Source organism: Streptomyces abyssomicinicus (assembly GCF_008974245.1).
Lineage (GTDB): Bacteria > Actinomycetota > Actinomycetes > Streptomycetales > Streptomycetaceae > Streptomyces > Streptomyces abyssomicinicus.
Map to the genome: position 1 here is coordinate 131,602 of NZ_BBZI01000007.1, position 25,064 is coordinate 156,665.

Annotated in this window: 22 protein-coding genes; 19 read left to right on the forward strand and 3 right to left on the reverse strand. The window is 72.2% G+C overall.

The features are described 5' to 3' along the window. The first annotated feature begins 156 nt into the window (after nucleotides 1-156). The 18 genes from aroA to GBN72_RS14200 all read left to right on the forward strand — a co-directional run bounded on the left by aroA (nucleotide 157) and on the right by GBN72_RS14200 (nucleotide 20,576). The gene (aroA, locus tag GBN72_RS14115) at nucleotides 157-1,482 is read left to right on the forward strand and encodes a 3-phosphoshikimate 1-carboxyvinyltransferase (protein ID WP_151772141.1); all 1,326 of its coding nucleotides are present in this window, start codon (nucleotides 157-159) and stop codon (nucleotides 1,480-1,482) included. Continuing rightward, nucleotides 1,479-2,996 (forward strand): 2,3-bisphosphoglycerate-independent phosphoglycerate mutase, encoded by a 1,518-nt coding sequence (gpmI, locus tag GBN72_RS14120; protein WP_151772142.1) that lies wholly within the window; start codon nucleotides 1,479-1,481, stop codon nucleotides 2,994-2,996. The genes aroA and gpmI overlap by 4 nt, the downstream gene beginning before the upstream one ends. Before the next feature lie 267 nt (nucleotides 2,997-3,263). Beyond that, nucleotides 3,264-3,980 (forward strand): CTP synthase C-terminal region-related (seleno)protein, encoded by a 717-nt coding sequence (locus GBN72_RS14125; RefSeq protein WP_151772143.1) that lies wholly within the window; start codon nucleotides 3,264-3,266, stop codon nucleotides 3,978-3,980. 114 nt (nucleotides 3,981-4,094) lie between these two features. Further along, complete coding sequence (locus GBN72_RS14130) at nucleotides 4,095-4,322, forward strand: hypothetical protein (protein WP_151772144.1); 228 nt, start codon at nucleotides 4,095-4,097, stop codon at nucleotides 4,320-4,322. 11 nt (nucleotides 4,323-4,333) lie between these two features. Beyond that, nucleotides 4,334-5,560, forward strand: coding sequence for a M28 family metallopeptidase (locus GBN72_RS14135; protein ID WP_151772145.1), 1,227 nt, complete (start codon nucleotides 4,334-4,336; stop codon nucleotides 5,558-5,560). A 67-nt stretch (nucleotides 5,561-5,627) separates the two neighbouring features. Next, nucleotides 5,628-5,978: a carboxymuconolactone decarboxylase family protein gene (locus tag GBN72_RS14140; protein WP_151772146.1), complete on the forward strand. Its 351-nt coding sequence runs from the start codon at nucleotides 5,628-5,630 to the stop codon at nucleotides 5,976-5,978. Between the two features lie 48 nt (nucleotides 5,979-6,026). Then, nucleotides 6,027-7,301, forward strand: coding sequence for an ATP-grasp domain-containing protein (locus GBN72_RS14145; protein ID WP_151772147.1), 1,275 nt, complete (start codon nucleotides 6,027-6,029; stop codon nucleotides 7,299-7,301). Nucleotides 7,302-7,312: 11 nt separating this feature from the next. Further along, on the forward strand, nucleotides 7,313-8,440 hold the full coding sequence (locus GBN72_RS14150; RefSeq protein ID WP_151772148.1) for a GNAT family N-acetyltransferase: 1,128 nt from the start codon (nucleotides 7,313-7,315) through the stop codon (nucleotides 8,438-8,440). A gap of 8 nt (nucleotides 8,441-8,448) precedes the next feature. Next, on the forward strand, nucleotides 8,449-9,630 hold the full coding sequence (locus GBN72_RS14155) for an ATP-grasp domain-containing protein (RefSeq protein WP_439959766.1): 1,182 nt from the start codon (nucleotides 8,449-8,451) through the stop codon (nucleotides 9,628-9,630). 10 nt (nucleotides 9,631-9,640) lie between these two features. After that, entirely contained in the window at nucleotides 9,641-10,888 is a 1,248-nt protein-coding gene (locus tag GBN72_RS14160; RefSeq protein ID WP_246212490.1) for an ATP-grasp domain-containing protein, read from the forward strand. A 285-nt stretch (nucleotides 10,889-11,173) separates the two neighbouring features. Next, nucleotides 11,174-12,865: an ABC transporter ATP-binding protein gene (locus GBN72_RS14165; RefSeq protein WP_151772150.1), complete on the forward strand. Its 1,692-nt coding sequence runs from the start codon at nucleotides 11,174-11,176 to the stop codon at nucleotides 12,863-12,865. After that, the gene (locus GBN72_RS14170; protein ID WP_151772151.1) at nucleotides 12,862-14,781 is read left to right on the forward strand and encodes an ABC transporter ATP-binding protein; all 1,920 of its coding nucleotides are present in this window, start codon (nucleotides 12,862-12,864) and stop codon (nucleotides 14,779-14,781) included. The genes GBN72_RS14165 and GBN72_RS14170 overlap by 4 nt, the downstream gene beginning before the upstream one ends. Continuing rightward, entirely contained in the window at nucleotides 14,774-15,097 is a 324-nt protein-coding gene (locus tag GBN72_RS14175) for a hypothetical protein (RefSeq protein WP_151772152.1), read from the forward strand. Before GBN72_RS14170 ends, GBN72_RS14175 begins: the two co-directional genes overlap by 8 nt. A 31-nt stretch (nucleotides 15,098-15,128) precedes the next feature. Then, on the forward strand, nucleotides 15,129-15,659 hold the full coding sequence (locus GBN72_RS14180; RefSeq protein WP_151772153.1) for a FixH family protein: 531 nt from the start codon (nucleotides 15,129-15,131) through the stop codon (nucleotides 15,657-15,659). A 2-nt stretch (nucleotides 15,660-15,661) separates the two neighbouring features. Next, entirely contained in the window at nucleotides 15,662-16,843 is a 1,182-nt protein-coding gene (locus tag GBN72_RS14185) for a pyridoxal phosphate-dependent aminotransferase (protein ID WP_151772154.1), read from the forward strand. A gap of 120 nt (nucleotides 16,844-16,963) precedes the next feature. Beyond that, nucleotides 16,964-17,188 carry a heavy-metal-associated domain-containing protein gene (locus GBN72_RS14190; protein ID WP_151772155.1) on the forward strand — a complete coding sequence of 75 codons (225 nt, stop codon included), beginning with the start codon at nucleotides 16,964-16,966 and terminating at the stop codon, nucleotides 17,186-17,188. A gap of 122 nt (nucleotides 17,189-17,310) precedes the next feature. Then, nucleotides 17,311-19,647, forward strand: coding sequence for a heavy metal translocating P-type ATPase (locus tag GBN72_RS14195; RefSeq protein WP_151772156.1), 2,337 nt, complete (start codon nucleotides 17,311-17,313; stop codon nucleotides 19,645-19,647). Then, a complete protein-coding gene (locus tag GBN72_RS14200) occupies nucleotides 19,644-20,576 on the forward strand; it encodes a GNAT family N-acetyltransferase (protein ID WP_151772157.1) in 933 nt (310 codons plus the stop codon). Before GBN72_RS14195 ends, GBN72_RS14200 begins: the two co-directional genes overlap by 4 nt. 126 nt (nucleotides 20,577-20,702) lie before the next feature. Here the strand turns inward: GBN72_RS14200 and GBN72_RS14205 are convergent, their stop codons facing one another. After that, a complete protein-coding gene (locus GBN72_RS14205; protein WP_151772158.1) occupies nucleotides 20,703-21,077 on the reverse strand; it encodes an ArsR/SmtB family transcription factor in 375 nt (124 codons plus the stop codon). Between the two features lie 47 nt (nucleotides 21,078-21,124). Beyond that, complete coding sequence (locus GBN72_RS14210; RefSeq protein ID WP_151772639.1) at nucleotides 21,125-21,481, reverse strand: ArsR/SmtB family transcription factor; 357 nt, start codon at nucleotides 21,479-21,481, stop codon at nucleotides 21,125-21,127. A 227-nt stretch (nucleotides 21,482-21,708) separates the two neighbouring features. Between GBN72_RS14210 and GBN72_RS14215 the strand changes: the two genes are divergently transcribed. After that, nucleotides 21,709-23,037 carry an NAD(P)-binding domain-containing protein gene (locus GBN72_RS14215; RefSeq protein ID WP_151772159.1) on the forward strand — a complete coding sequence of 443 codons (1,329 nt, stop codon included), beginning with the start codon at nucleotides 21,709-21,711 and terminating at the stop codon, nucleotides 23,035-23,037. Between the two features lie 801 nt (nucleotides 23,038-23,838). Here the strand turns inward: GBN72_RS14215 and GBN72_RS14220 are convergent. Further along, nucleotides 23,839-24,609: a flavin reductase family protein gene (locus GBN72_RS14220; RefSeq protein WP_151772160.1), complete on the reverse strand. Its 771-nt coding sequence runs from the start codon at nucleotides 24,607-24,609 to the stop codon at nucleotides 23,839-23,841. Between the last annotated feature and the right edge of the window lie 455 nt (nucleotides 24,610-25,064).

The following is a 25,064-nucleotide window of genomic DNA, read 5'->3' on the forward strand; positions in this document are numbered from 1 at the left end:
GGACGCCTTGAAGCCGGACCGTTGGAAGCCGGACCGCGACAGCATGTTGCCGGGCAACTTGCTGCCTTCGTGAGGTCTTCCTCAGTCCCCGTGCCGACTCGCAGGCTCTTCACCGGTCACCACCGGCGCCCTGGCGCCACGATTCGAGGAGGCGGCGTGAGCTCCGATCAGAACGACCCGCGACTGAGTGCCGAGACCGTCACGATCCGACCGCTGAGGACCTTCAACAGGACGGTGCAGGTGCTCGGTTCGAAGAGCTACTCCAACCGGTACCTGGCCCTCGCCGCGCTGTCCGGTGAGCCGACCGTCATCGAGGGCGCGCTCGTCTGCGACGACACCAAGTACCTCGCCGGCGCGCTCCGGGCGTTCGGTCACGTCGAGGTGGACGTCGACGCCGCCGCCGAGCGGATCACCGTCACCCCGACCGGTCGGCCGATGACGGCCCCCGCCGAGGAGGTGTACGTCGGTGCGGCCGGCACGCCGATCCGGTTCCTGATCGCGATGGCAGGTCATGCCGAGGGGACCACCGTCCTCACCGGTACGCCGCGCATGCAGGAGAGGCCCATGGGGTCGTTGCTCGATGCGCTGCCCGGAGTCGGTGTCACGGCGGAGGCGGTGCGGGGCAACGGCAGCCCGCCCATCCGCGTCACCGGTCCCAGCTTCCGCGGCGGCACGACCCGGATCAGCGGTGCGGTCAGCTCCCAGTTCACCTCGAGCCTGCTCGTCAACGCCACCCGTGCCGAGCAGGACACCACGGTGCACGTCGTCGACGACCTCACCTCGAAGCCCTACGTCGACATGACCGTCGCGGCCCTGGCCGAGATGGGTGTCCAGGTGGAGCGCGACGGCTACACCCGGTTCACCGTGGCGGCCGGACAGAAGCTGCGCGGCGGTACCGTCACCGTCGAGCCCGACGCCTCGGGGATGTCCTACTTCCTGGCCGCGGCCGCGGTGCTGGGCGGGACCGTCACCGTACCCGGCATCGGCAGGCACTCCCGGCAGGGTGATGTGGCGCTGGTCGAGGCGCTCACCCGCATGGGCTGCGTCTCCCAGGTCACGGACGACTCGATCACCCTCACGGGCGGGGAGTTGCGCGGTATCGACATCGACATGGAGATGATGCCCGACGTCGTGCCCACCCTCGCGGTCGTCGCGGCGTACGCCGAGGGCACCACGCACATCAGCAACATCGCCAGCCTGCGGATCAAGGAGTGCGACCGCATCGCGGCCGTCACCACCGAACTGCGCAGGATGGGCATCACCGTCGAGGAGCACCCGGACGCGCTGACCATCACCGGCGGCACCCCGCACGGCGCCGTCGTCGACACCTACGACGACCACCGCATCGCCATGTGCTTCGCCGTCGCCGGCCTGCGCACCGAGGGTGTCGTCATCAAGGATCCCGGCTGCGTCGCCAAGTCGTTCCCGACCTTCTGGCAGACGCTCGACAGCCTCCACGAGGACGGGGCGAGCACGCTGTGAGCGGGCTCCCCGGAATCCTGCTGGTGCTCGACGGCTGGGGACACGCCGCACCGGGCGAGGCCAACGCCCTCACCGCCGCGGCCACTCCGTTCCTGGACGAGCTGGTGGCCACCGGCGCCTCGGTGCTCGCCGAGGCCTCCGGCACGGCCGTGGGGCTGCTCCCCGGCACGGTGGGCAACTCCGAGATCGGGCACATCGTCATCGGCGCCGGGCGGCCCGTCCCCTACGACAGCGTGCTGGTGGAGGAGCGGATCACCACCGGTGAGCTGGCGGCGGACGACACCCTGCAAGCCGCGCTGGCCCGGCTCACGTCGACCGGCCGGTCACTCCACCTCGTCGGACTCTGCTCCGACGGCATGATCCACGCCAACGTGCGGCACCTGCGCGAACTGCTGGCCGTCGCCGCCCGGGCCGGCGTGCCGAAGGTGCACGTCCACGCCGTCACCGACGGCCGTGACGTGGCCGACCACACGGCAGCGGCCTACCTCGGCCTGGTGCGGAGCTACATCGGCGAGGCGGGCATCGGTGCCGTCGCCAGCGTCGTCGGCCGCGGCTACGCGCTGGACAAGAGCGGCGATCTCACTCTCACCGGCAAGGCGGCCGGAGCCATCTCCGAAGGCAAGGGCGAGCCGATCGACGACCCCCAGGACGCGCTGGAACTGACCTCGCGGGGGGACGAATGGGTGCCGCCGTGCGTCGTCACCGGACCCGACGGCCGGCCGACGGGACCCATCGAGGACGGGGACCTCGTCCTCTTCACCAACTTCCGCAGCGACCGCATCCAGCAACTCGCCGACCACCTCCACCGGGACCTGTCCGGGCGAGGGGTGGAGTTCCTCAGCCTGGCCCAGTACGACACCGAGGCCGACATCACCGCCCTGGTGGGGCGGGCGGACGCGGGCGGCGGTCTGGCCGCCCGCCTCGCCGAGCACGGGATCCGCTCGGTGCGCATCGCGGAGGCCGAGAAGTTCGAGCACGTCACCTACTACCTCAACGGCCGGGACGCGACCCGGGTACCCGTCGAGGAGCACGTCCGGATCACCGGCGACACCGCGCCGGACCACCGGAAGGCTCCCGCCATGAACATCGACCGGGTCACCGAGGAGATCCGGGCCGCGGCACGGCGAAAGGACGTCGGCCTGGTCGTCGCCAACCTCGCCAACATCGACGTGGTCGGGCACACCGGCCACTTCGAGGCCACCCGGCGCGCGGCGGAGCACACCGACCGTGCGGTGGAGGCCATCTGCCGCGAGGCGGCCGCGACCGGCCGGTGGGTGCTGCTGGTGGGCGATCACGGCAACGCCGAGAAGATGCTCACCGACGGCGACGGCGGCGCTCCGAGGCCTTACGGCGGCCACACCACCAACCCGGTGCCCGCGGTGCTGGTACCCGCGCCGGGCCGGACGGCCACGGCCCCGGACGGCCCGGCCGGACTGGCGGACATCGCCCCCAGCGTGCTGACGCTGCTGGGCGTCGGACCGGCGCCGGCGATGACCGGCCGGGCGCTGTGGTGACCGGCGCCGGCCGGCGCTGAGCGACCGGAACACCCGGGCACCCGCCCGGGGCTGCGTGGCCGAGATGTGCGGGCGCCCGCCCGCCCGGGGCTGCGTGGCCGGCCGGGCGCCCACCCGGCCGAGGCCGAGTGACGAAAACACCCGGGCACCCGCCCGGCCGAGGAACAGCGCCGCCCCGGGCGCGCACGCGGCCGACCCGCGTGCGCGCCACCCGCCCCCGTACGGACGGTTCATCCACCACCCCATCAGGACCGGAGGCTCCCACCCATGACCCCTCGCCCGAAGCTCGCGCTCATCGGCGACCGGAGCGATCGCGTTCCCGCACACGCCAGACTGGACGCCATCGTCCCGCACTTCGGTGTGGACGTGGACTGGCTGCCCAGCGCCGATGTGACCGAGGCCGTCGGCGCGTACGACGGCATATGGGTCGTGCCCGGATCCCCCTACGTCAGCCAGGCCAACGTCCTGCTGGCGATCCACACCGCCCGCACCCGGAACATCCCCTACCTCGGCACCTGCGGCGGGTTCCAGCACGCGTTGATCGAGTACAGCCGCAACGTCCTCGGCCTGCGGGACGCCGAGGACGTCCAGTACGACGCCGAGGCGTCGACCCCGCTGATCGTCCCGCTGGCGTGTTCGCTGGTCGGCGAGACCGCGCCGCTGCACTTCGAACCCGGCAGCCGTCTCGCCTCCGTCTATCCCGGGCGGGAGTCGACGGTGGAGACGTACCACTGCAAGTACGGGCTCAACCCGGCCTACGAGCAGCAGATCCTGTCCGGGCCGCTCCGCATCAGCGGCTGGGACGCGGAGCGGGCTCCGCGTGCCGTCGAGCTGCCGGACCATCCGTTCTTCATCGGCAGCCTCTTCCAGCCGGAACTGGCCTCCGCGCCGGACTCGTTGCACCCGCTCATCCGGGCGTTCCTGGCGGCGGTCGCGGTGCGCGCGCAGGAGACGGCCCGTCAGGCGGTGCCGGCCGGCGACTGACCCGGCGCGGAGGCCGACGCGCCATTGACACGGCGATCACTCTGATTCGATACTTGTTTAAGTAAGTCGCAGTCGAATCAGGGCGCGTTCCGCGGCCCGGAAAGGACGTTCCCCATGTCCAGCAGTTCTTCTGAGGCGTCCGAGCAGGAGCCCGTGGGCGGCTTCGTCACGGCTCCCACCGCCGCGGTGAGCTCCGCCGGAGGCTGCTGCGGTGAGCCCGCCGACGCCACCGGCGTGGTTCCCGGCGGTCAGAGCGGCGGCTGCTGCGGGGAGTCCGTCATCGAGGTCCCCTCCGTACCGGCCGCCCCCCGCGGCTGCTGCGGCGAGTCCGGCAAGGGCTGAGGGAACCCGGGATGAACGCGAACGCACAGGGCCCGGAGACCGCGGAGGCGAGGCGGCTCGAGGACGACTTCGACGCCGAACGCGCCCTGACCACGCTCCGGGCCCTGTGCGCACCCGTGATGTCCGGCCGCGCGCCCGGCACGCCGGGGCACCGCCGGGCCACCGAGTTCCTGGTGTCGTTGTTGCGCTCCCACGGCCTGGAACCGCGGCTGGACCATTTCCCCATCGCGCGGACGATGCGTCTCACCGCGCAGCCCACGTTCAGGGCGGAGGGCGACGGGACGGTCCGGGAGCTCACCCACCGCGCCCAGTTCGCGGAGCATCCCCGGTCGGCCCCGATGCCCCGGCCGGTCACCGGCACGGTGGCCGAGGAGCCGGGGCCCGGGGACTGGGCGGTGGTGCGGGGCTCCACCCGGGGCGAAGGCTTCGCCGCACTCGCCGAACGGTTCGCCGAACTCGGCGCGGCCGGCATCCTCACGGCACAGGAGGCCGACGCCTCCGGTCACCTCACCAAGCGGGTCCAGGGCCCGCCGCCGGTGCGGCTGCCGGTGGTGGCACTGCGGCCGGATCTTCTGGAGTCCGTGACCGGGTCCGTCGTCACCGCGCACGTTCCGCTGGTGCGCGAGCCCGCGACGGGAGCCAACATCCTCGCCACCCTGCCCGGACGCGATCCGGACGCCCGGCCCCTCCTCGTGTCGGCCCATTACGACGGGGTCGGATCCGATCCCCAGCTGCACTTCCCCTGCGCCGGGGACAACGCCAGCGGCGTCGCCGTCCTGTGCGAGGCGGCCCGCGTGCTCCAGGCCGCGGGGCCGGGGCGCAGGCCCGTACTGCTGGCCCTGGTGGACGCCGAGGAGATCGGGACGGTCGGCTCCGCCCACCACGCCCGCACGCTGGCCGAGCAGGGAGTGAGGCCGGACGTCCTCAACCTCGACATGGCCGGCAAGTACAACGGCCAGGTCGCCGTCGAACTGGGGCCGGGCGAACCGCTGCCCGCCCACCTGGTGGAGGCGCTCGACTCGGCCGGACGGAGCCAGCGCCTGCCCCTCTTCTCCGGTCAGGTGTCGTCGGACAACCGGCGCTACGCGTCGGCCGGCTTCCCCTCCGCGGGCATCGGCCTGGGCGCCGCGCACTACCACTCGCCCCTCGACGCCCCGGAGCGCATCGACCCGGAGGCGCTGGGCAAGGCCGGCCGCCTGCTGCTGGCCACCCTGGGCCGGCTCGACGACCGGGACTGAACCGCGTCCGTCACCGCGTCCACCGCCTCACCGTTTCCTTCCACCACCTCCCGACAGGAGTACCCCCATGGCCACGGCCCAGCAGTCCGTCTCCACCCAGCTCATCCAGCTCGCCCCCACCGTCGGTGAGCACCACGCGGCCTTCTCCAAGAGCTACCAGGAGTTCTTCGGGGCCGTCTTCGACCACGACGCCCTGGAGCCCAAGGTCCGTGCCGCCGTCGCCCTCTGCGCGGCACTCATGCAGGACCGTGAGGAGACCGTGCGCTCCTTCCTGGCCGCCGCCAAGAAGCTGGGTCTGAAGAACGAGGAGATCGGCCAGATCGCCGGCATCGTCGAGGCGATGAAGCTCGACGCCCTCCAGCGTCCCGCCGTGCAGGCCGTCGCGGCGGCCGCCAAGAAGGCCAACACCTGCTGCTGAGCCCTCCCTTCCCCGCCCGTCTTGCCGCCCACACCCCGAAGGACCGCAGTGACTGATCCATCCACGGCCGGCGCCGGAGTCGTCGTCATGCTCGGAGGCCGCAGCGAACGGGAGTTCTCCGTCGTGCGTGAACTCGGCCACCGCGTACTCCTGTTGGACGAACGGATTCCCTGGCACTGCATGTCCTGGGTCGACGCCCATGCGGACGTCGACCTGAACGACCAGGAGGCGGTGGCCGAGGCGATCCGCGACGAGCTCGGCGGCGAGGCCCCGGCCGCGGTGCTCACCCACACCGAGCCGAGGCTTCCGCTGATGGCGCACCTGAGCCGGCGGCTCACCGCCACGCCGCGCGGGCTCGATGAGGAAGCCGCCGCGAACTGCCGGGACAAATGGCGCACCCGCACGGTCCTGACCGGCGCCGGTCTGCCCGTTCCGCGGTTCGTCCTGGTGGCGGACGTCGAGGAGGCGGTGCAGGCGGCGACCTCGATCGGCTTCCCGGTCGTCGTCAAGCCGAGGGACGGCGCCGGTGCCTTCGGGGTGCGGTGCTGCCTGAACGAGAAGGAGACCCGTGAGGCCGTCGGCGCCCTGCTCGCCGCACCTCCCGGCAGTCTGCCGGGAGCCCTGGTCGAGGAGTACGTCGACGGCCCCGAGTACGCGGTCCAGACCCTCACGCGTGGTGACGACACCAGCCTGCTCAGCGTCTTCCGGCAGCGCATGACCGCGCCGCCGGTCTTCGTCGAGCTCGGCTACGAGCACCCGAGCGGGCTGGACGCGGACGAGCACGCCGAACTGGAGCGGCTGCTCGGCGCCTCGCTCGCCGCGCTGGGCGTCCGCGACTGGATCAGCCACACCCAGGTCCGTCGCGGCCCCGACGGCTTCCGGATCATCGAGGTCAACGCCCGTCGTCCGGGGGGCCGTCTCGTCGAGATGACGACCGCGGTCAGCGGCGTCGACATGACCGAGGCCGTCACCCGGCAGGCGCTCGGCCTGCCCGAGGCCGCCCCCGGGCCGACCGTGCCCTTCGCCCGTTACTCCAGCGTCGTCTTCGACGCCGCGGGCACCGTCCTGTACGACGAGTTCACCCCCGGGGCGGGGCCCAACGCCCCTGTCGTGGAGGTCGAGGTCGCACCGGGGGAGACCGTGCGTCCGAAGGACGACCCGCACGGCGGCGTCTACGGCCGCATCGTCGTCTACGGCACCACGCCCGAGGAACTGGACGACGCGGAGCGGCACGTCCGTGAGGCCCTGGACCTCCAGGTCGTGCTCGGGGACGGTCTGGCGCCCGCCGCGTCGGACAGCCGCGAATTCAAGTCCTGCTGCTGAGGGGCGACGTGATGACCGTCATCGAGTCCGCGACGATCTCCTGCGGGCAGTACCGGATCGAGACGCTGCCGACGATCCACGACGCCGACGCGGCCCCCTGGAACGACGTGGTCGCCCGGGCCGGCGGCAGCGTCTTCCACACCTGGCAGTGGCTCGCCGCCTTCGAGGACGCCCCACCGGGCGGCTTCGAACCCCGTCACCTGATCGCCTACCAGGGGGACGAACCGGTCGCCGTGTGCCCCGCCTACCTGGTGCACGACTGCCCCCGCCTCTCCTACCTGATGGAACTGGCCGACCACACCACGGACGGCCCCGTCCTGCTGGCCCACAGCCTCGCCGCCCTGGACGGGGGTCCGCTGGCCCTGCCGGGTCACCGGGACGCGGTCGACGCGCTGCTGACCGCGCTGGAACCGGCCGCCCGGGCGGCCGGGGCGCGCACCTGGGGCGTCGCCAACGTCCCGGCGGGCCGCACCTGCGGCCTGCTCATGGGCCGGGGATACGCCACCGCGCACATCACCACCTCCTACCGCTGCGCGACCGACGTGCCCACGGCGGAGGACTACTGGTCCTTCGCCACCGGTCGGCTGCGCCGGAAGTACGCGAAGGAACGCCGGGTATCCGCACGGGGGTTCACCGTCCGGGACACCCCGGCGGACACGGCCACCACGGTCCGGCTGGTGCACTCGCTGCTGACCGACCGGGGCACCCCCACCGACGTCCTGCCCGCCGATTTCCTCGGCGCGGTCAAGGAGCGGCTGGCGCCCTTCGAGCAGACGGTGACCTCGGCGGACGCCGACGGACGGATCGTGGGCGTCTTCGCCGGCTGGAAGTTCGGCGCGACCTGGTCGATGTGGCTGGCGGGGCTGGACACCGGGGCGCTGCCCTCGTTCGTGCCCTACCGGGCGATGGCCGCCCGCCTGATCGGGACCGCCGTCGCCACGGACGTCGCCACGGTCGACCTCGGCCGGTCCAACGGCCCGGAGAAGCGCAAGCTGGGCGCGCACCCGGTGCCGCTCCACCTGGCCCTCGACACCTCCGGCCGCGCGGACAGGGCGTCCCTGCACGCGGCGCTCCGACGCCTGGAGCAGCGGTGTCAGGGGCCCGACGACCAACTCGACATCGCCAGGCGGTGCTGCTGATGACTGCCGTGACGACTGCCGACACGCGGCAGAGCGTGGCCTGCATCTCCGGGCGCAGGGTCGTCGACGTCATGGACGGCCTCGGCGTGCGTTCCGTCCTGCTCGACGACCCGACACCGCTGGACCTCGCCTGCAGGGTGGACGTGCCCGTCGACGTGGACCTCGACGACTGGGCGGCCGTCGAGGGCGCGCTGCGCCGAGAGCACCGGTCCCGGCCGCTGGACGCCGTTCTCAGCGTCTACGACGCGCACCTGCCGTTGGCGGCGTACCTCGCGGCCAGGCTCGGGGTCCGCGGGACGGGTGTGGGCGCGGCGCTCGCGCTGCACGACAAGATCCGGATGCGGATGGTGCTGGCCGCCGCCGGAGTGCGGGTACCGGAGCATCTGCCGGCCGCCGATCCGGCCGACGCGCCGGCGGCCGCCAGGCGGCTCGGCCTGCCGGTGGTGGTCAAGAAGGTCACCGGATCCTTCGGCCGGGGCAGCCTCCTGTGCCGGGACGCGGGCGAGGTGGACCGCGCGGTCGCGCTCCTCGGCGCCACCCCCTTGCTGGTCGAACGGTTCGTGGAAGGACCGGAGTTCGCGGTCCAGAGCATCACCGTCGACGGCCGCACCGAGGTCGTCGCGGTGCTGGCCCAGCACGTAGGCCCGGGCCCGCGCCAGGTGGAGACCGGCTACGACCATCCCAGCGGCCTCGCCGCCGCCGTGGAGGCCGAGGTGGCCGCGTTCGTGGTGCGGACCCTGGCCGCGCTCGGCCTCGACAACGGTGTGAGCCATCTCCAGGTGAGGATCGACGACGAAGGCCCCGTCCTGGTCAACGCGGTGGCGCGACCGCCCGGCGGGCAGTTGTGCGCGGCCACCGAGCGGGTCGGCGGGATCGACCTGACCCGCGCCGCGGTGGAGATCGCCCTCGGCCGGCCGGTCACCCGGACCACGCCCACCGCCACCCACGTGCTGTACCGGTGCGTGACCTTCGACCGGCCCGGCAGGGTCCGGTACGACGCACCGGGCCCGGACCCGTCCTCCGTGATGCTCGACGTCGATCCCGGCGACAGCGTCCGTGCCGTCGACGACCCCGAGGGCGGCAGCTACGGCCGCGTCGTGCTGTACGGCGACGACCCCGCGGAACTGGGCAGCCGGTACCGCTCCCTCTTCGAATCGCTCCGACTCCGTGTCGAGCCAGACATCCAGTAGGTGATGGACCGTGTCCCTTCGCGTTCTCGTGCTGAGCGGCGGCCGTACCGTGCGGCAACTGCAGGAGCAGACCGACTACGACGTCGTCCTCGCCGAGGAGAACATGACGTTGGAGCAGCTGATGCTCGCCGACTACCCCCTGGAGGTGGACTTCGACGACTGGGACTCGGTGATCGCCCAGGTCGCCGAGGCGCACGCGCAGCAGCCCTTCGACGCCGTGGTCACCGGGGTGGAGCGCCTGGTGCCGCTGGCCGGACGGCTGCGGGCGGAGCTGAAGCTGGAGCACGGCGTCGGTGAGCAGGCGGCCCGCGACTGCATCGACAAGGCGGCCACCCACCGGTTGCTGGCGGAGGCCGGCGTGCCGGTACCGCGCAACAGGGTGGTCCGGGACGCCGCGGAGGGCGGCGCCGCGGCCGGGGAACTGGGTCTGCCCGTCGTCGTCAAGCCGCGTGACGCCTCCAGCGCCGCAGGTCTGAAGTACTGCGAGACCCGTGAAGAGGTGGAGCAGGCCGTCGCCGACATCGTGGCCGGCGGACGGGACAGCGCCCTGCTGGAGGAGTACGTCACCGGCCCGGAGTTCGGCGTCTTCGCCGCCCGGGTCGGCGGGGAGACCGAGGTGCTGTGGGTGGTCGAGGGCGAGGTAGGCCCCCCACCGACCTTCGTCAAGGTGGGCGGCTTCTTCCCGAGCCGGCTGGACGACGCGCGCCGGGCCGAACTCGACGCCCTCACCGCCCGGGCCCTGGCCGCCGTGGGGCTGGACGACTGGGTCGCCGCCCTGCAGTTCACCCTCACCGCCGACGGCTGGCGTGCGGGGGAGATCAACCCCCGGGTGCCCGGCGGCCAGGCCGTCGAGATGATCCGCACCACCACCGGCCACGAACCCAGCCTGGTGGCGGCCGAGGCGGCCCTCGGACGCCGGGTCGAGGCGGGCCGGGCCCGCAACGCGGCCGGGCTGTACCGCAGCGTCGTCTTCGACGCCGCGGGCCGCATCGACTACGTGCGCAAGGACGTCCGCGAACTGGCCGGCCTGGAGTCCCCGGTGCCGCCGTTCGTCGAGTTCGACGTCGAACCCGGCGAGGCGGTACTGCCGGTCGGGCACCCCCGCGGAGGGGCCTTCGGCCGCATCGTGCTGGCCGGCGAGAGCCTGGAGCAGCTGGAGCGCGACTACGCGCGGGTCATGGAGCAGCTCGCCGTCCGCCTCGTCTCCGAGCCCGTCGCGGACGCCGCCGTGGAACGCGCGCACACCAGCTGCTGCTGAAACGAATCTCCCTGCTCCGCACTGTCTTGACGCCCCACCACACCCCATGATTCGATATTTTTGAAAGTATCGAATTAGCCTAGGAGGGAGGAACCATGGCCGACGACATGATCGGTTCCGGCTGCTGTGAGACCAGCGGGAACGAGGACGTCGCGGAGGACGGCACCGAGTGCGGGTGCGCCTGCGCCTGCTGCGACTAGTTCGACCGGAACAAGGGCGGGCCGCATCCCCCGGGGATGCGGCCCGTCGAAACCACCACCGACACGACATTGAGGGGGCTCGACGTTGAACGACTCGCTACGCGCGCTGCGGTTCATCTATGGCTACCCGCTGCGCTACCGCCGCGAGATGGTCATCGCCACGGTGATCATGTTCCTCGGCCTCCTGGGCAACATCGCCGTCCCGCTCCTGACGCGGTACGCCATCGACATCGGCGTCCTGGGCGGTGAGTCCAGCACCCTGCTGATGACCTCGCTGGGCGTCCTCGGCGCCGGCGTGGCGACCACCGCCCTGCTGCACATCGGCAAGCGCATGCGGTTCACGGTGGCCAGCAAGGCCGTCAACGACCTGCGGGAGGACCTCTTCCGCAAGCTCATGAACCTCGGCCCCGCGGACATCGCGGAGGCATCCGGAGGGCGCGCCCTCACCCGCCTGGTCTCCGACGCCGTCTCCGTCCGCGGCCTCACCAACGGCGGTCTCCTGGAACTGCTCAACCAACTGCTGGTCACCCTCACCATGCTGGTGACCGCGCTCGTCATCGACCCCAGGACCACGCTGCTCGCCGTCATCCCGATGGTCTTCGTGGTGATCGGCAACTTCACCGTGCAACTGCGCCTCCAGCGGGCCTTCGTGGAGCTGAAGAGCCAGTTCACCAAGCTGCTGGCCGGTGTCGGCGAGTCGCTCGCCAACATCAACGTGGTCAAGTCCTACGGCCGCGAGGCCGAGGCCTCCGACCGGCTGAACAAGGTCAATCAGGACCACTCGGCGCGCGACGGCAGGATGAAGCGCACCTACAGCCGGTGGGAGGCGATCCTCAACGTCGTCGGCGGGCTGCCCACGCCGATCGCGCTGTGGGCGGGCGGACAGGCTGTCCTGAACGGCACCAGCACCGTCGGCGACCTGGTCGCCGTCGTCGCCCTGGTGATGATGTTCCAGATGAGCATCCACATGCTCGCCATGCACACCAACGGAGCCTTCCGCAGCGTCGTCACCGCCCAGCGCCTGCTGCGCGTGATGGACGCCCGCTCCGTCATCACCGGGCGCGACGGCGCCACCGACCTGCCCGCCCTCGGCTCCCTCGACGCCACCGGCATCGACGTCGACATCGCCGGACGCCGCGTCCTGGACAAGGTGGGGCTGCACATCGAGGCCGGCGAGGTGGTCGCGCTGACCGGGCCCACCGGCAGCGGCAAGTCCACCCTGCTGCACGTCCTGGCCCGGCTGCGCGACCCCGACGGAGGCAGCGTGACCTACGACGGCGTCGACGCCCGGACCTACGCGCCGGACGCCCTGCGCCGGCACATCGTGTGCCTGCCGCAGCGGCAGTGGGTCTTCGAAGGCACCCTCGAGGACAACATCCGGTTCGCACGCCCCGAGGCCACCCGTGACGAGGTCGCCCAGGCGGCCACCGCCGCCGGTCTCTCCCACATCCCGCTCGACCGCCGCTTCGGCGCCAGCACCCTGGACCTCTCCGCAGGCGAGCGTCAGCGCATCGGCCTGGCCCGCGCCCTGCTCGTCGACCCGGACGTCCTGCTGCTGGACAACCCGACGGCCAATCTCGACGCCGAGACCGAGGCAGCGCTCCTGGAGACCGTCCTGCGGGTGCGCAACGGACGCACCCTGGTCATCGCCTCCCAGCAGACCGCCGTCACCAGCTACGCCGACCGGACCATCAGCCTCGCACCCCGTGCGACGGCCCCGGACGCGGTGGCCACGCTCACCGGCGCGGCCGGCCTCGAAGGAGGAAAGGACTCATGACCGCCGCCCCGGCCGAGGTTCCGCTCGAGGGCAAGGAGGCGCGGCGCACCCTCGCCCGCGCGGTCCGCCGCTTCCTGCCGTACCTCCGCCCGCACTGGACCTGGCTCACCGTCGCCACCGTGATGGCCGTCCTCAACTCGATCGTCACCATCGCCGTGATGTACACGGTGATGGCCGGCATCGGGCAGATCGTCATCGGCGACATGAGCGCGGTCGAGTCGACCGCCGTCAACCTGATCGTGCTGACGATCGCCGAGAACGTCATCCGCATCGTCTACAACTCGGCGATGATCCGCATCAACGAACGCCTCTCGGTCACCATCCGCGACGACCTCGTGAAGCGGCTGCACAACGTGCAGCTGTCCCGCCACGTCTCCCAGGCCAGCGGCGAATGGGTCACCCGGGTGCTGTTCGAGGCCAACCGCTTCCGGGGCTTCCTCACCAAGTCCCTGATGGAGGTGGCCAACAGCGTCATCTGGTTCGTCGCCTTCGCCGTCTTCCTGCTCGCCCTCAGCCCCACCGTGGCGCTGCCCACGCTGATCACCATTCCGCTGATGGTCTGGATCGCGGTGACCTTCACCAAGCGCCTGCGGCCCGACACCCGCGCCCAGCGCGAGGGCTGGGACCAGGTCGTGGGCTACCTCAACCAGCGCATCGACGGCCTGGCGGACATCCGCTCGTTCGGCCAGGAGGAGGCGGTCCTCGCCGACCTGCGCCGGCGCTCCGAGGACTACAGCACCGTCCACAACCGGCTCTCCTTCAAGCGCCTGTGGCTCACCTCGCAGCTCGGCTTCGGCGTCTTCCTGGCCCTGGCACTGCTGATCTTCTTCGGCGGCCTCCAGATCATCAACGGCCACCAGCTCGGCTCCGGCTTCTTCTTCGACATGGCCGCCGGCATGATGCCCATGACCTGGATGCTCATGGGCACCGACACCATGATGGCCTCGATGGGCATGGCCTCCGGCACCGCCCTGGCCGCCGGAACGCTCGCCGCGTTCGCCCTGTTCGTCAAGCGCATGCTCAACCCGGTCCGCGACCTCGCCCACCAGCTCGGCCAGACCTCCGACATCGCCGCCACCGCGCAGCGGATCCTCGAGGTGCTCGAACTGGAGGAGGAGCAGAGCGGAACCGGCACGCTGCCCCCGGTCGAGGGCGACGTGGAGGTCGACGACGTCCGGTTCGCCTACGGCGACGGCCCCGAAGTGCTGCACGGTGTCACGCTGCGCGCGCGGCCGGGCGAGCACATCGGCATCGTGGGCACCAGCGGCGCAGGCAAGAGCACGCTCATGCAGCTCCTGGTGCGTCTCTACACGCCCACCAGCGGCGCCGTACGCGTCGACGGGCACGACCTGGCGGGCATCAGCAGCGCCTCCGTCCGCTCCCAGGTGCTCCTGGTCACCCAGGAGGCGCAGCTCTTCGACGGCACCGTCACCGAGAACATCCTCTTCGGCCGCCCCGAGGCCACCGAGGGACAGGTCGTCGAGGCGGCCCGGGCCGTCGGGGCCGACGAGGTCATCGCCGGACTGCGCGACGGATACGCCACCCGGGTCGGTGAGCGGGGGTCGCGTCTGTCGGTGGGCGAGCGGCAGCTGATCGCCCTGGCCCGGGCCATGCTCGCCGACCCGCGCGTCATCGTCCTCGACGAGGCCGTCTCCAGCGTCGACCCCGACCGCCAGCGCGTCGTCTTCGCGGCCATCCGCCGCCTGCTGGAAGGCCGTACGGCGATCGTCGTCGCCCACTGGCTCGCACTCGTCGAAGACCTCGACCAGGTGTTCGTCCTGGAGGACGGACGCATCGTCGAATCCGGTCGCCCCGTGGAGCTTCTCACCGCGGGCGGGCGGCTCACCGAACTGTGCCAGGCCCAGGAGGGCCGAACCCGGCAGAACACCGAAGGAAAGGACAACACCCGTGTCTGACGCCAGCCTTGGCTCCCTGTTCTGGGACGCCGCCCAGCAGTCGCCCGCCGCTGCCGCCGAGGAGCCCAAGAAGGCCACGTCATGCTGCGGCCCCAAGCCGGCGGCCGAGAAGGCCGACGCCTCCGCGAAGGCCGACGCCCCGGCGAAGGCCGAGGCGCCCAAGAAGGCCTCCTCGTGCTGCGGCCCCAAGCCCGCCGCCGACACCGCCGACGCCGGGGACAAGCCGAAGCAGACCTCCTGCTGCGGCCCCAAGCCGGCCGCCGCGGCCCCCGCCGACCAGGCGTCCGCGCCCGCCAAGAAGTCCTGCTGCGGCTGACCGCCACCCCCAACCGTCCGAAGGAGGACACATGACCCGGCGCACGGACACCCGTCAGCCTGCCGGAACGGATCTCACGGCAACGCCGGCGGGCGCCCGCACCCCACGCGGGCCGATGCGCCGGGCCGCCTCCCCGGGCGCCGTCGTGCTGGCCGCGGCGCTGCTCGCCGCCTGCGGCCCCTCGACGGACACCGGAGCCGCCGCGCCCGCGGCCACGTCCGACCTCGACAAGAACTGCCGGGCCACCAAGTCCGACGCGGGGCTCGAAGTGACGCTCGCGGTGGCTCCTTGCCCGGTCAAGGGCGGTGGCGCGGCCGGCACGGCCGACATCACCGTCAAGGACGCCGCGGGCCAGCCGGTGGAGGGCGCGAAGGTCGAGATCAACCCGGAGATGCCCAACATGAAGATGAAGGGCGGCGACCAGACCGCGCGGCCCGAGGGCGAGGGCTACCAGGCCAAGCTCGTCCTGGGCATGCCCGGCGACTGGAAGATCACCGTCCAGGTGAGGCCCGGCTCCGGGGAGGCGTCCTCCACCGCGTTCCACCTGACGGCGGGGGAGTAGGCGTGATCAGCAGTCGTGCCGGCTCCCTGCCCGCGTCCAGTACCGCGGCGCTGGACGCCCACGTCAAGGCGCTGCTCGCCGAGGGCGCCGACATCGTCAACCTCACCGGCGGTGAACTGGACTTCCCCACCCCCGAGCAGGCGTCCGAGGGCGCGCGGCGGGCCATCGCCGAAGGCCGCACCCGCTACACCCCGGTGGCGGGCGTCGGACACCTGCGGGAGGCCGTGGCCCGGCGTCTCACCACCCGCTGGAACAGCCCCCACGAGCCCGCGCAGATCGTCACCACCAACGGTGCCAAGCAGGCCCTGGCCCAGATCTTCACCGTGCTCTGCGAACCGGGCGACGAGGTGATCCTGCCCGCCCCGTACTGGGTGAGCTTCCCCCACATGATCCGGCTCGCCGGCGCCGTACCGGTCGAGGTGGACACCTCCGCCACCGGCTTCCGCCTCACGCCCGAGGCCCTGCGCGAGGCCGTCACGCCCCGGACGAAGGTCCTCCTGCTCAACAACCCCTCCAACCCCACCGGCGTGGTCCTGGACCGCGGTGAGCTCGCCGCCCTCGCCCACGTGGCCCTGGAGCACGGACTGGTCGTGGTGAGCGACGAGATCTACGGCGACCTGGTCCACGAGGGCGCGGAGTTCACCAGCTTCGCCTCGCTGGGACCGGAGATCGCCGAACGCACCGTCACGGTCGGCGGCTTCTCCAAGACCTACGCGATGACCGGATGGCGGATCGGCTTCGCCGCCGCCCCGCCGCCGGTCGCCGCAGCTCTCTCCGCCGTACAGGGGCACACCAGTTCCGCGCCGTCGTCCATCTCCCAGTACGCGGCGCTCGCTGCCCTGGAAGGCGACACGGACACCGAACTCGACCGTCGGGCCGCGGAGTTGAACCGGCGTCGAGCGATCATGCGGGACGGCGTGCGAGGCCTCCCCCCACTGCGCCTGACGGCGCCGCCGCAGGGAGGCTTCTTCGCCTTCGTGGACGTCCGGGGGCTGTGCACCGGGCCCGGCGACGACGCGGGCACGGTGGCCGGGAACCTGCTGGAGCACGCCGGCGTCGCGGTGATGCCCGGCAACGACTTCGCGGCACCCCACCACGTGCGCCTCTCCTACGCCGTCGCCGCCGAGGACATCGCCCTCGCGCTGGACCGGATCGGCTCCTACCTGAAGGCCGTCGACGCCTGAGCCCCCATCCCCCGTTTCTTCCCACCGCCCACCCCGTCTTCTTTCTTCCCACCGCCCACTTCCTTCCCACCACCCACGCCAGCACGGCCCGTCGGGCCGGCCGACGATTTGGAGAACATCATGAGCACCACCGCCACCGTCTTCGAGGTCCGCGGCATGACCTGCGGGGGCTGCGCCAAGCGCATCCGCACGGCGATCGAGACCGACCTCGGCGACGGCGCGTCGGTCGTGGTCGACCACAAGAGCGGCCGGGTGACCGTCACCTCCGCCGGCGAGTTCACCCCGGACGCCGTGCGGGCCGCCGTGGAGCGCACCGGCTACGAGTTCGCCGGGACCGCCGAGTGAACCCGGCCCTCAAGCTCGCCCTGTACGCCGTGGGCCTCGCCGTCTGCTTCGGTGCGGCCTGGCTGGTCGGCAGCGCGCTGCCGCCCCTGTAACCCTCACCGTCCGCAAAGGAGACAGCAGTCATGGCCGGCACAGCCACGACGGCACCAGCCGTGGTCACGCTCGACATCGGCGGTATGACCTGCGGGGCCTGTTCGGCCCGGATCGAGCGCAAGCTCAACCGCCTCGAAGGCGTGACCGCGGAGGTCAACTTCGCCCTCGAACGCGCCCATGTCAGCCACGACGACCGGCACACGGTCGACGAACTCATCGACACCGTGGTGAAGATGGGTTACACGGCCGCCCTGCCGGCTCCGCCCCAGGAGTCGGTCGTGGACGACGGCGCGGAACCGCAGGAGGACGCCGAGGAGCGCGAACTCGCCTCCATGCGCCAGCGCATCCTGATCTGCCTCGCCCTCACCGTGCCGGTCATCGCCATGGCGATGATCACGCCGCTGCAGTTCGACCACTGGCAGTGGCTCTCCCTCACCCTGGCCGCGCCGGTGGCGGTCTGGGGAGCCTGGCCGTTCCACGCCGCAGCCTGGAAGAACGTCCGCCAGGCCGCGGGCACCATGGACACCCTGGTCTCCATCGGCGTGCTCGCCTCGTTCGGCTGGTCGCTGTACGCCCTCTTCTTCGGGTACGCCGGTGTCACCGGCATGCGGATGCCCTTCCTGATGGTCCCGACGCCGGGACAGGGACTGCACCACATCTACCTCGAGGTCGCCACCTCCCTCACCCTGTTCGTCCTGGTCGGCCGCTACGCCGAGCACCGGGCCAAGCGCCGGGCCGGAAGCGCCGTGCGCGCCCTGCTCGAACTCGGTGCCAAGGACGTCACCGCCCTCCGGGCGGGCCAGGAGATCGGCATCCCCATCGGCGAACTGCGCGTCGGCGACCTGTTCGTGGTCCGGCCCGGCGAGAAGATCGCCACCGACGGCAGCGTCGTCGAGGGCAGCTCCGCCGTCGACGCGTCGATGCTGACCGGAGAGAGCGTGCCCCAGGAAGTGTCCGTCGGGGACACCGTCGTCGGGGCGACCGTCAACACCAGCGGACGGCTGGTGGTCCGCGCCGAGCGGGTCGGTGCCGACACCCAGCTCGCCCACATCAGCCGGCTGGTCTCCGAGGCGCAGGCGGGCAAGGCTCCCGTCCAGCGGCTCGCCGACCGGATCGCCGCCGTCTTCGTGCCCGTGGTGGTCGCCGTCGCCTTCGCCGTCGCCGGCTTCTGGATCGGCAACGGGGGAGACGCGGCGGTGGCGCTCACCGCGGCGGTCTCCGTGCTGGTGGTGGCCTGCCCGTGCTCCCTGGGGCTCGCCACGCCCACCGCCCTCCTGGTCGGCACGGGTCGCGGGGCGCAGCTCGGCATCGTCATCCGGGGCCCGCAGGTCCTGGAGTCCACGCGCCGGATCGACACCGTGGTGCTGGACAAGACCGGCACGGTGACCACCGGCAGGATGCGCCTGGTCGGGACGGAGTGCGCGGACGGCGCCGACCGGGCCGAACTGCTGCTCATGGCAGGTGCCTTGGAGCGTGCGTCCGAGCACCCGATCGCCGCCGCGGTGACCGACGCGGCCGCCGAGCTCGGTCAGGAGCTGCCACCGGTCACGGACTTCCGGGCCAGCGCGGGCTTCGGCGTCGTCGGACGGGTCCTCGACCGCGAGGTGATGGTGGGCCGCCTCCGCTGGGTCGAGGAACGCATGGCCCTCTCCGACGGTCTGCGGGAACGGCTCGAGGCCCAGGCGGGCGGCCGGACCGTGGTGGCCGTCGGCTGGGAGGGCACGGTGCGCGGTCTGCTCCTCGTCGCCGACGAGGCCAAGCCGACCAGCCGTCAGGCCGTCGACGAGATGCGCCGCCTCGGCCTCACACCCCTTCTCCTCACCGGAGACACCGAGGGCGCGGCCCGCCGCATCGCCGACGAGATGGGCATCGGCGAGGTCGAGGCCGAGGTCCTCCCCGAGGACAAGGCGGCGGTGGTGCGGCGGCTCCAGGAGGAAGGCCGCAACGTGGCCATGGTCGGCGACGGCATCAACGACGCCGCGGCCCTGGCCCAGGCCGATCTGGGCATCGCCATCGGGGGAGGCACCGACGCAGCCATCGAGGCGAGCGACATCACGCTGGTCCGCGGAGACCTGCGGGACGCGGCCGACGCCGTGCGGCTGTCCCGGCGGACCCTGGGCACCATCAAGGGCAACCTGTTCTGGGCGTTCGTCTACAACCTGGCGGGCATTCCGCTGGCCGCCTCCGGGGTCCTGAACCCGATGATCGCGGGTGCCGCCATGGCGCTCTCCAGCATCTTCGTGGTGACAAACAGCCTCCGGCTGCGACGGTTCCGGCCGTCGGCGCCCCGGGACGCGGCGTCCGTACCCGGCCTGGACGTCGAGGGGCTGCCCGCCGAGCCGCGCTCCCCGGCGGTCGCCGCGTGATCGTCGACATCAGGGGCCTGCCCGTGGCCCTCGTCGGCCTGGACCTCGCGCTCAGCGGCCTGTGGCGCGACCACGCGGCCGGCGCGGACGTCGTGCGGGTCCAGGACCCGCCCGCCGAGTCCTGGCCCGCTCTGCGGCGGGCCGGGTTCCAGCCCAAGCCGCAGGTGGTCATGTGGCGGTCCGAGGCGCTCGACTCCGAGGAGAAGTACCTGGCGGGCCTGTCCGGCAAGGACCGCTACGACGTCCGGGCCGCCTACCGCAAGGCCGGGCAGGCGGGACTGCGGGTCGGCACCGAGGCGCTGACGCCCGAGTTGCTGGACGAGTTCCTCGCCCTGTACCGGCGGCAGATCTCCGGCATGCGGCACGGCTGGGCGGTCGCGGAGGAGCAGCGGGCCCACATCCTGGCCCAGGCCGGTACCTTCCGGGCCGTCACCGTCCGCTCGCGCGACGAACTGGTGGGCGTCTGCCTCAACCAGGACCTGCCCGACCGCGACGAGACCCGGGCCCGCTTCTCGGCCGTGACCCCGGGGCAGCGCGGCGACAGTCTCTCCAGGGTCCTGTACTGGGAGACGCTGCGTGAGGCCCGCCTGCGGGGACGACGGTGGGCCACCCTCGGGCGGGACATCAATCTCTACGGCCACCTGGGCAACGCGGGACTGTTCAGCTTCAAGTCCAGACTCGGCTTCGCGGCCCTGCCCGGGCAGCGGATCGAGCCGGGCAGCGGTTCCCACCAGGCCGACCGGGTGGTGGGCTTCGGCGCCCTGTCGGACCCGGCGCTGCTGCTGTCCTACGAGCCGGCCGAGAGCGAGGAGGCGGCCGTGACCGGCCCCTTGCGGCTGCACCTGTACACCGGCCAGGAGACCGATCCGCGCCCCTTCCGCGGCGTCGGCCTCGCCGGGACGACGGTGCACAGAATCGCTCCGGCCTGAAGGGCGGGCGGACCGCGCGATCGACCTCCGCGCGGTCCGCCCGCCGTGTGCCGTCGGCTCCTTGCCGCCCCTCGGAGGCCGTGGCCGCGGGGGCCGCGCGCAGCCACGCCGACGGGTGGAGCGCCCTCAGAGCCGCGACGGCACCCGCAGCAGGGTCGACAGCGCCTGGAACACGTCGCGGTCGATCCGGTGGTAGATCCAGGTGCTGCGCCGCTCGGCGGTCAGAAGCCCCGCCTCACGCAGCTTCTTCAGGTGGTGGGAGACGGTCGGCTGGGAGACGCCCACGTCCGAGACGTCGCACACGCAGGCCTCCCCCGCCGGGTGGGAGGCGATCAGTGAGAGCAGCCGGAGCCGAACCGGATCGGACAGCGCCTTGAACACGGCGGCCAGCCGCTCGGCGTCGAGTTCCGAAGGGCAGGCCGCCGCGATCGGCGGACAGCAAGGAACAGCGGACTGCCTGGGCTGACTGGCGACTGTGGACGTCGCTGATGAGTTCGACATGATTCGATATTGGCAGGTGTCGAACCAGTAGCGCAATGGGCCCCGTCTCAGGCGGCGCCGCCTGAAGCGAGGAGGCGGCCGATCTCTGCCAGTACGCCGGGCTCGAGGCGGTAGTAGACCCAGGTGCCGCGCCGCTCCGAAGCGAGGAGCCCGGCCTCCTTGAGGCGCTTCAGGTGGTGCGAGACGGTCGGCTGGGAGACGCCGACGTCGGAGATGTCGCACACGCAGGCTTCGCCCCCCGGGTGCGAGGCGACCGCCGAGAACAGGCGCAGCCGCACCGGGTCGCCGAGTGCCTTGAACACGCGAGCGGCTGTCTCCGCCTCCTGTGCGCTCAGCGGGCGCTCGGTGAGCGGTGGGCAGCACAGCGTCCCGGCCTCGACAGGGGGGCCGGCGGGTGAGGGCATTTCGAGATTCGACACATGTCTATGTTGGCATATTTCGAAACAGCTTGGCCAGGGTTCGGCCCGAACGGCACCCGTCCGATAATTGTTCGACAATCGTCTATGTTGACGTCTGTCGAATCAATCTGGCATGGTGGGTGGTGCAAGGGCCCTGTGCGCCGCGGAGGCCATCAGGGGTCATTGGCTGCTTTGCCTGTCAATTGCCTCTTCGTTTACAGGAGTTTACGGTCATGAGTGAGCAGCAGTATCCCGTCGTCGTCATCGGAGCAGGGCCCGTCGGGCTGGCCGCCGCCGCGCAGCTGGCGGATCGTGGCATGGCCGCGGTGGTGTTCGAGGCCGGACCCGCGGCGGGCGCGGCGGTGCGGGAATGGGCGCATGTGCGCCTGTTCTCGACCTGGAGCGAGCTGGTGGATCCGGTCGCGGAGAAGCTGCTCGCTCCGACCGGCTGGGTGCGGCCGGATCCCGGGGCGTATCCGACCGGTGCAGACTGGGTGGCGGAGTACCTCCAGCCGCTCGCGGACGCCCTCGGCGACCGGGTCCGGTGGGGCGCCCGGGTCACGGGCGTGTCCCGGATGGGGCGGGACCGCGTGGTCGACACCGACCGTGAAGCGCAGCCGTTCACGGTGGAGGTCGCGTACCCGGACGGCCGGGAGGAGCGGGTCCTGGCCCGGGCCGTCATCGATGCCTCGGGCAGCTGGTCGCTTCCGGGTCCGGCGGGCGGCAACGGTCTGCGGGCACTCGGGGAACACGCCGTCGCCGATCGCGTCACCTACCGTGTGCCCGACCTGCGCGACCCGGCCGTCCGCGCTCGCCACGCCGGTCGGCGCACGGCGGTGATCGGCTCCGGCGCCTCGGCGTTCACGGCCCTCGCGGAACTCGCGGAGCTCGCCCGGGCGGCCGACGGCGCCGGCACGCACGCGGCGTGGATCCTGCGCCGGGGGATCTCCGGCTCCACGTTCGGCGGCGGAACCGCCGACCAGCTCCCGGCCCGCGGCGCGCTCGGCCTCGCGGCCAAGGCCGCGGTGGACCAGGGGCACGCCGACGCCGTGACCGGCTTCCGTACCGGAGCGATGGAACGCGACGCCGACGGCCGGATCGTCCTGATCGCCGACGACGGCCGCCGACTCGACCCGGTCGACGAGGTGGTCGTCCTCACCGGCCTCCGCCCCGACCTGTCCTTCCTCTCCGAGGTCCGCCTCCGACTCGACGAGCGACTCCAGGCTCCCCTCGAGCTGGCACCGCTGATCGACCCCAACCAGCACTCCTGCGGCACCGTCTATCCGCACGGCCACCGTGAACTCTCCCATCCCGAGAAGGGCTTCTACCTCGTGGGCGCCAAGTCCTACGGCCGCGCGCCCACCTTTCTCGCCCTCACCGGCTACGAGCAGGCCAGGTCCGTCGTCGCCGCACTCGCCGGAGACGCCGAGGCCGCCGACCGTGTCGAACTCGTTTTGCCCGAGACAGGGGTCTGCGGCGGCGCGGGAGTCTTCGAAGACCTCTCCGCACCGTCGGGTGACTCCGGCTGCTGCGCGGCGCCCGAGCCCCAGCAGGGCTGCTGACGAAGCCGCGGACCCGGGCGACGGCGCTCAGGGCGGACTTCCCCGGTGCGGGATCCGTGAAATTCAGCAATTTCGCTGGAATTTCGAGGGAGTGGGAATCCACGGAAACTCAAATACCGGTGGAGCGAACGGCGTTCCACCGCGCAGAGGAACTCAGGGCCGCCCCGTCGGCGTTCGCCGGGCCGTGCCTGCCGCCGACGAGCCCGATGTGATCGCCACCGTGGTGGGTTCCGGGGGATCGGCCCAGGTGGGGCGGTGTTCCGAGCCCCGGTCGAGGGCACGGTTCCTCCTCCGAAGGGCCGTGATGTCTGGGCCGCGACGGCACTCGATGCCGGTGCGCCGGTGGCCGAAAAGCTGCTCGTGCCCGCCCCGGACACCGGGAGGATCGCCGGTCACGGCCGCCCGCAGGGCATTCGCGCTGCACGGCCAGGGAGCGCGCACGCCGCGAGGCAGCGCGCCGCTCGGGACGGAGACGCCGGGGCGGCGGGGCATGACCGGGTACGGGGAGGCCGGTGGCCGTTGAGCCGGCACCAGGGCCTGCGGGGGGCGGCCGGTCCCGCGCGGGGTTGTCGCCGTCACGCGGCGCCGACGGGCCTCACCGAGGAGGCGCTGCCGATGCCTCGGCCCGCGCATCGGGCGGTGCACGCGTCCGGCGCGGCCACCGTGGAATTCCGGCAGGCCGGCGGGGCCGTCGAGGGCCTCGAGGGCCAGGGCGTGGAGGGCCTGGACCGCGGGCCGCGGCCGTGCGGAGCCGCAGCGCGCGGCCCGAGGTCCACAGGGGGGTGTCACCCCATGGCGACGTCAGGCGCCGAGGACGCGGGCGTAGCCCGGACGTGCCCCCTCGCGCTCCACCATGATCCGTGCGTCGGCCGTGGAGAGGAGGGCCTCGGGCAGCGGGAGGTCCACCAGGAAGTCCCCGTACTCGTGGGACGGGTGCTCTCCCAGTTCCACCTTGGTCCCGTCGCCGTTCAGCAGGAACACCCGCCAGACGTCGGCGCCCTGGGCCGAGGGGCCCGTCGCGGCCACCCGCAGGGTGCGGTCCGCGAGTATCTGGGCGGTGGCCACCACGGCGGTACGCCGCACGGGCTCGCCGAGGGAGTGCATCGCGCCGTGCTTGACCAGCGGCCTGCGGTCCGTGTCGGGAAGGTGCACGGCCACGACCTCGCCCACGAACATCGTGTGCACGGGGAAGGGGACGGTGTCACGCAGGACGCACTCGAGGGCCACCAGGCCGCCGTCGACCCACGGGGTGCCGGTGGCCTCCGGCGCGCCGAAACCGAGGAGTTCGGCTCCGGCCTTGTCGATGTCCCCGATGGAGAAGCTGCCGGCGAAGTCGGCGAGTTCCGCCTGCTCCTCGGAGCACAACGTGAGGCTGAACTCGCCGCTCACGGGCAGGAGTTCGCGGGTCCGCGCGCGTGGACTCAGCACCACGGCGGCGTACAGGGGATCCTTGTTCACGAAGTAGGACCACTCCGCGGACATCACGTTCACGCCGTCCTCGTGGCGCACGGCCACGAGACCTACGGTGCTCGTGGCCTTCTTCCACAGTTGGCCGGGGATTTCGCGGGACACGTGCCACCTTGCCTGCGTCGGGTCGGCCCGCGCGTGCGGTAGCCGATGCGGATCGCCCATCCAATCCCTTGGGCCCCACGGGGAACAGGCGGATTCGAGCCATCTCGTTTATCGCGAGGCGAATGGCCGGGGTTGCCCGCGACCGTCCGGCGTGAAACACGACGGCCGTGTGATCCAGGTCACGCAAGGTTCTCTTGCTGCAATTCGACGGATCCTTGTTCAATCGAACCGCCGCATGGATTCGAAATTCGGAAAGGGGGTGCTCTCCCATGAAGAAGCCGGTCCGTCGTAACATCGTCGCCGCGAAGTGACCAGATGGTCGTCCGACCCGCGATCGATGCGGGCTCCGAGTCCGGCCGGCCGGGATTACCATTCCGGCCGGCCGGCTTCTCCTACTCTCCTACTCTTCTGCAAGCGACGAACAAGGGGACGGTTGCTGTGGAACTGACAGACCG